Here is a 10580-nt window from a genome sequence, read left to right as displayed (position 1 = left end):
GTTCCAAATCTTTTTCAAGATTTTTCTTCTAAAATTTCGTCAAAGAAATAAAGGGGAGAAATGTACCGCAAACCGTCCTGTCAAAAAGCGGACGCAAAGATAGGCAGCACAGCCGTCGCGGCCAAACTTTCGGTGACGAAAACACGTAAAAAGCCGTGAAACGACGTGTCAGCGCGGGAAATAATTTTCCGGGTACTTCACCTGAACCAGGTACAAGCCCGTTGCGGCGATCGATAAACCGCATTTCCGCTCCTCGGTAAAGAGCCTGCGGAACTCGCCCATACCCAGCTTTCCCCTGGCCACCTTCAATTGAGTAGACGTAAGAAGGCGCACCATCCCACGCAGGAACCGGTTTCCTTCTATATGATAGATGAGCTGCTCCCCCCTCGTGATCCATTCCGATACATCTATGCGGCAGCGGAAGTTCTTTACCTGCGTGTTCGTTTTCGAAAATGCCCAGAAGTTGCTCTGCTCCCTGATAAAGGCAGCCGTTTCCGCCAGAGCATCCTGGTCGAGGGTGTAGGGGTAAAAGAGCGCGAGGTCCTGCAGGAACGGGTTCTTCTCCGAATACAGCCGGTATTCGTATTCGCGGGCGACTGCATCAAAGCGTGAATGGGCCTCCGCCCCTACCGCCAGCAGGTTCTTTACAACAATGTCGTTCGGAATGATCGCATTAATCTTATACAGCAGCTGCGGGTGCAGGTCGCTGTCGCAATCGAAATGGAAATAATTCTGGAGGGCGTGCACGCCGGCGTCTGTGCGTGATGAACCGGTAAGGCCAACCGGGTGCCGCTGCACCAGGGCAATCGCCTTTTCGAGCTCCGACTGGATGGTATGTGCGTTTTCCTGGACCTGGAAGCCGCTGTAGCGGGTGCCCTTATAGGCCACCTCGAGAAAGTATCGGGCCATGGCTTATTGAACGGGGTGACGGGTCAACTCATAAAGTCGGTCGGCGAGGTAGGCGTCTTTCAGCTCCGCCTCGAGCTCCGGGAACTTCGCCTGGTCCGCGAGGTGCCCCCAGGCGGCGGCAAAGAAGTTATAGCGTCCGATCTCGGTCAGGAACAGCGTTCCGAGCAGTTTTACCTGCGCCACCGGGTAGCAGCGCTTTGCAAACTCCTTACGGGCAATGCTTATCATCTCGGGCTCGTCGGTAGCGGCCGCCATATTCTTACGCAGCTTCAGGAAATCCTTCGACTCCGCCGTCTTCGCGCAGGTGGCTTCCGGAATGACCCAGTTGCGGGCAGTTCGAACGCTGGCCGTGTCTGCCGGCCGCGGCGCTGCCGTGGCCGTATCTGCCGGAAGCAGGGGCGCTTTCACCAAGACAAGCGTATCCTTCTTCGCCACAACCGCCGCACTGTCGCTGTGGAAGGTTATTGTACCAGCTACTTCCGCAACAACGGGAGCGGGAGTCGGTACGGCAGGTGCCACCGGCTCTGCTGCAACTCTAGCCGCTGTATCGGCCAGTACAGGCTTAGGGGCGGGCTCCGTCTTCGGGTTCGGGATGAGGAGGCGGATCGTGTCGCTGCTGTTGCCCATGTTGTCGACGAACACCAGCCCGAAGCCTTCGGTCGTGGAGCTTTCGGAACGCCGCGTTACCTGCGAGCGTTGGAAAACCGGTTCAGCAGGCGCTTCCACTACTGCTTTCGAAACTGTATCCACAGCCGGGATAACTACCGCCGCTACTGCATTTGAGTCGACCGGCGCCGCAACGGAAATTGCCTTCGCGGGTACGGTATCCTGGATCTTCGTGTCTGCCTTCGCTACCTGCGGCTGTACTTCAGGCACAGGCACGGCCGGCATGGGCGCTGGCGGAAGGCTTTCAACGGGCGTTGCGGCCACCGAAGGGCCCGAGGAAAGCAAGGTGTAATCGTCGGATGCCTGAACAAGCCGGCGGGTAAACGGGTCGGCCTGGGCAAGCGCCTGCTGGTTCTCTTCTTCCGTTGGACCGGTGGCAGCGAGCGCCTTCAATAAAGTCAGCTCCTGGAGGTCGAAGAGATTCCAGGCTCCGCCCACCTGCTTCAGTACAAAGCCGCGGTCCTGCCCGTTCAGCGGCACCTGGAAGCGGCTCTCGGTGCTGCCCCCGGGAAAGCCGACCTGCAGCAGGTAGCTGCTGTCGCGGAGGTTGGAAAGTATAACATAGCCCGAGGCCGTGGAGGAAGAAACCTTCTCCCCGACGCGCACGTAAAAGGGAGCGCTATTGTCGCTCTGCAGGTATAGGAAAAAAACTTTTTGCGCGCCGGCAACACAACCGAGCAGAACCAGCACGCAGAAGAGGGAGAGTCGTTTCATGTTTTTCAAAAATACTGTTTTTGATGGGCTGGACGTCATATAGGCCCGTTCATACCGACGAACGGCACGCTGGTAGAATTTACCGGGCCGCGGCTTAACAGCCGTTAGATTTGCAGCATTCATCAAACACGTCATATGAAATCATTCCTGTTTGCAGGCGCCCTGTGCCTTTCCGCAAGCTCCGTGCTGGCGCAGTTCCCCGCGTCGGCCACCGCCCAATCGACCGTGTACCGGTCGACGGCCGAAAAGATCAACGACCTCGTGCACACCAAGCTCGATGCCCGCTTCGATTTTGCGAACGCGCAGCTCCAGGGCAACGTGTGGATCACGCTGAAGCCCCACTTCTACCCTACCGACTCGCTGCGCCTCGACGCCAAGGGTATGGAGATCCGCGAGGTTTCGCTGCTGCGCGGCGGCGCACAGACGCCGGTGAAATACACGTATGACGGCGAACAGCTGAATATCCGCCTCGGGCGCACGTTTCGTAACAACGAGCCGTACACCGTATATATTGCTTATGTAGCCAAGCCGAACGACTACCAGGCGAAGGGCTCGGCCGCCATCACCGATGCAAAGGGCCTGTACTTCATCAACCCGAAAGGCGAAGAGCCCGGGAAGCCCACCCAGGTATGGACGCAGGGTGAAACCGAGGCCACGTCGGTATGGGTACCCACGATCGACAAGCCCAATCAAAAGACCACCGAGGAGATTCTGATGACGGTGCCGGCGAAATACCTCACCCTCAGCAACGGCCTCCTGGTGAAGCAAACGAAAAATGCCGACGGCACCCGCACCGACGAATGGAAGATGGACCTGCCGCATGCGCCCTACCTGTTCTTTATGGGTATCGGCGATTACTCCGTTACCAAAGACCAGTACAAGGGCAAGGAAGTGAGCTATTATGTAGAGAAGGAATACGCTTCCGTGGCGCGCCGCATCTTTGGTAACACCCCCGAGATGATGGCGTACTTCAGCCGCATTACCGGTGTGGAATTTCCCTGGGCGAAGTACGCGCAGATCGTTGGCCGCGACTACGTGAGCGGCGCGATGGAAAATACAACGGCCACACTGCACCAGGAGTCGGCGCAGCAGGATGCCCGCGAGCTGTCGGACGGCAACGAATGGGAAAGCACCATCGCCCACGAGCTGTTTCACCAGTGGTTCGGCGACCTCGTTACCGCCGAAAGCTGGAGCAACCTCACGCTCAACGAATCGTTCGCCAATTATTCCGAATACCTCTGGACGGAATACAAGTACGGCAAGGACGCAGCCGATGCGCACAACCAAAGCGACCTGCAGGGCTACCTCGGCAGCGCCATGATGGGCAGCGAAAAAAAGGACCTCGTGCGCTTCCATTACAACGACAAGGAAGACATGTTTGATGCGGTGAGCTACAACAAGGGCGGCCGCATCCTGCACATGCTCCGCAACTACGTCGGCGACAGCGCCTTCTTCAAATCGCTTAACCTGTATCTCAGCAGCAACAAGTTCAAAAGCGCGGAGGCCCAGCAACTGCGTCTTGCCTTTGAAGAAGTAACGGGCAAAGACTTGAACTGGTTCTGGAACCAGTGGTATTACGGCAGCGGCCACCCGAAGCTGGATATCAATTACAGCTATGATGAAGCCGCCAGGCAGGTGCGCGTGATCGTGCAGCAAAAGCAAACGGGCGATAAAATCTTCACGCTTCCCGTTGCGATCGATGTGTACAACGGCCCCAACCGCGTGCGCCACCAGGTATGGGTGGACGCAAAGGCCGATACGTTCGTATTCGCCGCGGCAGCGAAGCCCGACCTCGTGAACTTCGATGCAGATAAGATCCTGCTGGGAACAAAGACGGAGAACAAGACGGTGGACGAATACGTTCACCAGTATAAATACGCGGGCAACTACGTGGACCGCCGCGAGGCGCTCGAATATGCAGCACGCCACCAGGAAGACCCGAAAGCTATGGAGCTGCTGCTCTCGGCGCTCAACGACCGCTATGAAGGGCTGCGTGCCTTTGCGGCTTCCCGCGTGGACCTGAAGAAGGAAGCTGTGAAGACGGCCGCCGAAGCGCCGCTTGCGAAGCTGGCTTCCTCCGACCCGAAGCGCAGCGTGAAGGCCGCCGCGATTGCGAAGCTGGCGGATTATAAGAAACCCAGCTACGCGGCGCTGTTCCGCAAAGCCGTCAACGACTCGTCGTACGCGGTTGCGGGCAATGCGCTGGATGCGCTCAACAAGGTCGACAGCGCTGCTGCGCTGACGGAGGCACGCCGCCTCTCGAAAGACAAGGCCAAGGGAAAGCTTGCCTCGACGATCACCAATATCCTGCTTGCTTCGGGTGATGCCAGCGCCAGCGAGCGCATCGTGGCCGACTATATCGCCATGCCGCCGAGCCAGGAAAAATTCAACGCGCAGCCGACATTCATTAAGGCCCTTGCCCGTACGGAAGACGCGCAGCTGTTCCGCAAGGCTGTCGACGACCTGTACGCATTCATGGCAATCGTGAGCAAGCAGGTTCCCGAAGAATTCCGCGCGCAGGCCTTCGGACCGATCAACGAGCAGCTGGCCGATGTGGTGAAGGCACAGCGCGCCGCCGGGCGCACACAGCTGGCCGATTACCTCGACCAGAAGCTGGCGAAGAAAACGTTCTAAGAGATCTCAGATCTCGGATCTCAGATCTCGGATCTAGGATCTAGGATCTAGGCTCGCGGATCTCAGATTTTTGATGTAAACAAAAGAGGCTTCCCGGTGGGAAGCCTCTTTTGTTTAGTAGCTAATACAATGTTTATTGCGCGGGGGGAACGGCGGCTTTCGCTTTCTGCTCCTTGCGGATGTTGTTCCACTTGCTGTAGGCTTCGGCGCCCATGATCTCCTTGAGACGGGCGTTCTTGTCGTCGTTGATCTTCTTTTTGGCTTCCAGCTTCTGGTCTTCGCTGAGCGTTGCGTTTGCCTTGAGCTCGCGGCTGGCGGCGGCGGCTGTTTCCAGCGCCTCGCGCACACTTTGCATCTGGGCGTCTGTGAGGCCGGCGCCTTTCATGGCATCGACGAGGTCCTGCTCCTGCTGTGCCTTCTGGCGGGCTTTTTCTTCCTTGCTTACCGGCGTTGCGGCAGGGCCGGACTGGGCTACTGCGGCGGCGCTGAGCGCTGCAAAGCAACAAAGAAGGAGTATCTTTTTCATGGCGGTTTGTTTCACTAAAGCTACGCAGAAAGGCCAGCAGCGCGCTCCTTCCCGGCACAGAGACTACGCAATCGTTCCCGACCCGGGTGAAAATGCGAATGCCGGACAAAGGCCCGGCATTCGCAAATTATGTATCCTGTTTCGCGGTAACGCCCGCTACTTACCAGCTTCCGCTGGCGCCGCCGCCACCGCCCGATCCGCCGCCGAAGCCGCCAAAGCCGCCGCCTCCGCCGCCACCGAAGCCGCCTCCGCCGAAGCCACCGCCTCCGCCGCCAAAGGAGCCGGGGAAGAAAAATCCGCCGCCCCCGAAACCGCGGTATCCACGGCGCGACATAAAGCCACCTCCACGGCCGCCCCCGCACATACCGGAGACGACGAAGAAGACGATGATGGCCAGGATGACAGGGATCGCGCTGCGGCCACCGCGGCCACTGTCGTTGCCACCGCTGTAGCCGGTGTTGCGCGAGGTATAGCCTTCCGGTGCCTTGTACTCACCGGCAGCTGCCTTGAACAACGAGCTCGTGGCGTTGTCGAAGCCGCGGTAATAGTTGCCTGCCTTGAACGCAGGAATGATGTCGGACTCAATGATGTTCTTGGTCGTGATGTCGGGAATACTGCCTTCGAGCCCATAGCCCACCTCGATGCGGATCTTGCGGTCGTTGATGGCCGCGAGCATCACCACGCCGTTGTTCTTGTCTTTTATTCCGACGCCCCACTGCCGCAGGAATTCAAGCGCCACTTCCTCAGGCGGAAGATCCTCCAGGGTCGGAACGGTGATGATGGCGATCTGCGAGGTGGTGCTGTCGGCATAGTCCAGCAGTTTCGCCTCGAGTGCCGCGACCTGCTCGGGGGTGAGCACGTGCGCGAAGTCGTTGACGAGGTGCGGCGGTGTTGGCCGTGGGTATTTGTCACGGACGAAATTCTCCACCGACTGACCGAAAACGGCGAGCCCGGCGAAGACAAGGCAAAGGCACAGTAGGAATCGTTTCATGGGCTATTTTCCGAACACGATATCGTCCGGCAGTTCGTTCTTATCAGTCGTAGCGTCGTAGGGAAAGTAGGCCTGCAGGGCTTCGCCAAGGCGGTTGATGCCCACGCAGATGCCATCGGCAAGGTGCTCGGCGCGGAATTCCCGGAGCATTCCGGCCACCGTGTTGTTCCAGTACGCCTGTCCTACCTTTTCATGAATGCCGGCGTCGCCGAACACGGCTGCCTGGCGGTCTTTCACGGCGATGTACACCAGCGTTGCGTTCCGCAGCTCCGTCTTGTCCATCGCCAGCTCCGCGAAGATCTCCCGCGCGCGGTCGATGGCGTCGAGGTAGGCGCAGTGGCTTTCAATAAATACCCGCACCTCGCCGGAGGTACGCAGCTCCGCGGCCTGTATGGCCTGCAGGAGCTGCGCCTTCTGGTCTTCTGTAAAAAAATCCTTTCGCGGCCGGAACCGGGAGAATAGTCCCATGCTTACTTGTTTTGCGGTTGCGGTGCCGTACTTGTGCCGGGCGCCGGTGCCGTGGATGTATTGGGTGCCGGGGCGGTGCCGCTGTTGTTGTCGAAGTTCACGTTCGGTGCCTTGTCGCTGCCGGCCTCGGCGCGGAAGTAGCCTTTCTGGCTGAACCCGAACCAGCCCGAGTAAATGTTGTTCGGGAAGGCACGGATCGACGTGTTGTAATCCTGCACGGCGGTATTGTAATCGCGGCGGGCAACGCTGATGCGGTTTTCGGTGCCTTCGAGCTGCGTCTGCAGGTTGCGGAAGGCATCGTTGGCGCGCAGGTTGGGATACTGCTCGGCCACCACCAGCAGGCGGCTAAGGGCGCCGGACAGCTGGCTCTGGGCCTGCTGGAACTTTTCGATGTTTTCCTGCGTCAGGTTCTCCGGGCTGATCTGCATGGAGGTGGCTTTCGCACGGGCATTGATCACATCGGTGAGCGTACCGCGCTCGAAGTTGGCCTCGCCTTTTACCGTATTTACCAGGTTCGGGATGAGGTCGGCGCGGCGCTGGTATTGCGTCTGCACATCACCCCATTTACCATTTACGTTTTCTTCGAGCCCGACGGTGCGCTTTTGGAAACCGATGGCTCCGCAGCCAACACAGCCACCAAGCACCAGCACGATACCCAGGATAATCACCAGGACCAGGGTTGAAGTCTTCATTGTATTTCGTTTGTTGTTTAAAGTTATACGATACCATCAAATTACGCACCACAGCGGCAGAGCTGCTCTTTTGGCAGAGAGAAAGAACGCAGGTACCGCAAGCGATACACGCAGGTTTGTTAGGATTTATTATGATTTTGCTGACGGACGCGACACGTACTGCGCGTTCATCTTAAGAATCATAGAGAATCTGCGTTCTTTCTCTCCGCCGCTTGCGGCTCATGCTTTCACCGCCGCAATGCCGGGCAGCTCCTTGCCTTCGAAGTATTCGAGGAGCGCACCGCCGCCAGTCGACACGTAGCTCACTTTGTCGGCGTAGCCAAACTGGTTCACTGCCGCTACCGAGTCGCCGCCGCCGACGAGCGAGAAGGCGCCCATCCCCGTAGCTTCCGCAACGGCTTTGGCAACGGCCTTCGTGCCGTGCTGGAACTTTTCCATCTCAAACACGCCCATAGGGCCATTCCACAGGATCGTTTTGGAGGAGTGGATCACCTTGGTGAACATGTCGCAGGCCAGCGGACCGATGTCAAGACCCATCCAGCCATCGGGAATATTGCTGCTGAGCGAGGAGGAGATATCGGCATCGGCGGCAAACTTGTCGGCGATGATCGAATCGGAAGGCAGGTGAATGGTCACGCCACGCTCTTCGGCCTTTTTGAGCAGCTCACATGCGGTATCAAGGCGGTCGTCCTCGCAGAGCGAAGAGCCGATCTTGCCGTCCATGGCCTTGTAGAAGGTGTATGCCATGCCACCGCCGATGATGATGTCGGTAGCGCGGTCGAGAAGGTTCTCGATGATCAGGATCTTGTCGGACACTTTGGCGCCTCCGATGATGGCGGTAAAGGGCTTCTCACTCTGGTGCATCACTTTTTCGGCGCTCTGCACCTCCCCTTCCATCACGGTGCCGAACAGCTTGCTGCCGGCATCGAAATACTGGGCGATGACGGCCGTGGAAGCATGCGCCCGGTGGGCCGTTCCAAAGGCATCGTTCACGTAGACGTCACCGAGCTTTGCCAGCTTCTGCGCAAAGTCCTTGTCGCCCTTTTCCTCTTCCTTGTAAAAACGCAGGTTCTCGAGCAATAACACCTGTCCGGGGCGGAGCGCGGCCGCTTTCCGGGTGGCGTCCTCGCCAATGCTGTCGCTGGCAAACTGCACCTCGGTGCCCAGCAGCTCCGCGAGATGGGCAACGACATGGCGCAGGGAATATTTATCGGTCGGACCGTCCTTGGGGCGGCCGAGGTGCGACATCAGGATCACCGAGCCGCCGTCGGCCAGGATCTTTTTGATCGTAGGCAGCGTGGCGCGGATGCGTGTATCGTCGGTAATGGCAAAGGAAGCATCGAGGGGCACGTTGAAGTCGACGCGCACCAGGGCCTTCTTGCCCGAAAAGTTATAGGAGGAGAAAGTTGCCATAACGGGAGTTGGGTTTTGAACCCAAATGTAAGGCCGCGGCCCCTTCCCGTAAGCGCAACACCGCCGTTGCTTATTCACATCGCCACCAGCCCGTGCTCCGCGGGCGATCCGGGCCCGTCGCCAAGCGCCGCTTCCTGCATGGCGGCAAGCAATTGCTGCGTGATGTCTTTGCCGCCGCCGAAGTTGCAGACAAATGCCCCGATGGTATAGATCGGCCCCCAGGGAATGCCCCACCAGCCGAACACGAGCGAAATCAGACTGTATTTCAGCCCGGCAACGAGACGGCTTTTGCCGCTTGGAATATAATAGATCTCGCTGGGGCGCTTAAAGGTCATCACGACCACGGAGACGGCCCAGGTGTAGATCACAAAGCGGCCGCCGGCGTAAATGTCTGCTTCTAGTTCGGCGAGGGTACGATCGCCAATGCCGGAAATTTTCATAGCTGGTTCAGGTTTGAGCCTACAAGATAAAAAAACGCCCCGGAATCCGGGGCGCTTATCAATTCACTTGGAGTGAAATCAGTTCTTCATGATGCCGGCGAAATGCTTCACCGTGCGCACCAGCTGCGACACGTAGCTCATTTCGTTGTCGTACCAGCTCACGGTTTTCACGAGCTGAACGTCGCCGTTCGTAAGCACTTTGGTTTGAGTGGCGTCGAAGAGCGAACCGAAGTGCATGCCGATGATGTCGGAGCTGACGATCTCGTCTTCGGTGTAGCCGAAGCTTTCGTTGGCGGCAGCCTTCATGGCGGCGTTGATCTCTTCAACCGATACTTTCTTGCCGAGCACCGTTACGAGCTCGGTGAGCGAGCCGGTGATGGTGGGTACACGCTGCGCGGTGCCGTCCAGCTTGCCTTTCAGTTCGGGGAGCACGAGGCCGATGGCCTTGGCAGCGCCGGTGCTGTTGGGAACGATATTGGCGGCAGCGGCGCGGCCGCGGCGCAGGTCGCCTTTGGGATGCGGTGCGTCGAGGGTATTCTGGTCGTTAGTGTAGGCGTGGATCGTGGTCATGAGCCCGGACTGGATGCCGTAGTTGTCCTGGAGCACCTTGGCCATCGGGGCGAGGCAGTTGGTGGTGCAGGAGGCACAGGAGATGATCGTTTCGGTACCGTCGAGGATGGTGTGGTTGACGTTGAACACAACGGTCTTGAGGTCGCCGGTGGCGGGTGCGGAGATCACAACGCGCTTGGCGCCGGCGGTCAGGTGCGCCTCGGCCTTGGCCTTATCGGTAAAGAAGCCGGTGGATTCGATCACCACGTCGACATCGTGCTGGCCCCAGGGAATCTGTGCGGGGTCTTTCTGGGCGTAGATCTTTACTTCGTGACCATTGACGATGATGGCGTTGTCGGTTGCCTTCACCTCTTCGTTGAAACGGCCCTGCGCGGAGTCGTACTTCAGCAGGTGTGCGAGTACAGCGGGGCTGGTCAGGTCGTTGATGGCCACCACATCAATGCCTTCCATATTGTGAATCTGGCGGAAAACAAGGCGTCCGATGCGTCCAAAGCCGTTGATGGCAACTTTAACTGACATATTCTAAGCGATTTTTTTGATGAATAATGCGGGGCGAA

Annotated in this window: 10 protein-coding genes; 1 reads left to right on the top strand and 9 read right to left on the bottom strand. The window is 58.5% G+C overall.

What is annotated here, in order from left to right:
- Nucleotides 1-168 precede the first annotated feature (168 nt).
- Both truA and ACYU7Z_RS16955 read right to left on the bottom strand, forming a co-directional pair.
- Complete coding sequence (gene truA / locus ACYU7Z_RS16960; RefSeq protein ID WP_460572641.1) at nt 169-909, bottom strand: tRNA pseudouridine synthase A; 741 nt, start codon at nt 907-909, stop codon at nt 169-171.
- 3 nt (nt 910-912) lie between these two features.
- Complete coding sequence (locus ACYU7Z_RS16955; RefSeq protein WP_460572639.1) at nt 913-2289, bottom strand: hypothetical protein; 1377 nt, start codon at nt 2287-2289, stop codon at nt 913-915.
- Nucleotides 2290-2424: 135 nt separating this feature from the next.
- On the opposite strand from ACYU7Z_RS16955, the gene ACYU7Z_RS16950 reads away from it, so the two are divergent.
- Nucleotides 2425-4923 carry a M1 family aminopeptidase gene (locus tag ACYU7Z_RS16950; RefSeq protein WP_460572637.1) on the top strand — a complete coding sequence of 833 codons (2499 nt, stop codon included), beginning with the start codon at nt 2425-2427 and terminating at the stop codon, nt 4921-4923.
- A 133-nt stretch (nt 4924-5056) separates the two neighbouring features.
- Here ACYU7Z_RS16950 and ACYU7Z_RS16945 read toward each other — a convergent pair whose 3' ends face one another.
- From ACYU7Z_RS16945 to gap, 7 genes are all read right to left on the bottom strand, one after another.
- The gene (locus ACYU7Z_RS16945; RefSeq protein WP_460572635.1) at nt 5057-5449 is read right to left on the bottom strand and encodes a hypothetical protein; all 393 of its coding nucleotides are present in this window, start codon (nt 5447-5449) and stop codon (nt 5057-5059) included.
- Between the two features lie 160 nt (nt 5450-5609).
- A complete protein-coding gene (locus ACYU7Z_RS16940; RefSeq protein WP_460572633.1) occupies nt 5610-6440 on the bottom strand; it encodes a TPM domain-containing protein in 831 nt (276 codons plus the stop codon).
- Nucleotides 6441-6443: 3 nt separating this feature from the next.
- Complete coding sequence (locus ACYU7Z_RS16935) at nt 6444-6908, bottom strand: TPM domain-containing protein (protein ID WP_460572631.1); 465 nt, start codon at nt 6906-6908, stop codon at nt 6444-6446.
- 2 nt (nt 6909-6910) lie between these two features.
- Nucleotides 6911-7600 (bottom strand): LemA family protein, encoded by a 690-nt coding sequence (locus ACYU7Z_RS16930; RefSeq protein WP_460572629.1) that lies wholly within the window; start codon nt 7598-7600, stop codon nt 6911-6913.
- Nucleotides 7601-7819: 219 nt separating this feature from the next.
- A complete protein-coding gene (locus ACYU7Z_RS16925; RefSeq protein ID WP_460572627.1) occupies nt 7820-9013 on the bottom strand; it encodes a phosphoglycerate kinase in 1194 nt (397 codons plus the stop codon).
- Between the two features lie 74 nt (nt 9014-9087).
- A complete protein-coding gene (locus tag ACYU7Z_RS16920; protein WP_460572625.1) occupies nt 9088-9453 on the bottom strand; it encodes a hypothetical protein in 366 nt (121 codons plus the stop codon).
- A 78-nt stretch (nt 9454-9531) separates the two neighbouring features.
- Nucleotides 9532-10542: a type I glyceraldehyde-3-phosphate dehydrogenase gene (gap, locus tag ACYU7Z_RS16915; RefSeq protein WP_460572623.1), complete on the bottom strand. Its 1011-nt coding sequence runs from the start codon at nt 10540-10542 to the stop codon at nt 9532-9534.
- Nucleotides 10543-10580 lie beyond the last annotated feature (38 nt).

Source organism: Flaviaestuariibacter terrae, assembly GCF_054777635.1.
This window is presented reverse-complemented; position numbering and strand designations above follow the sequence as displayed.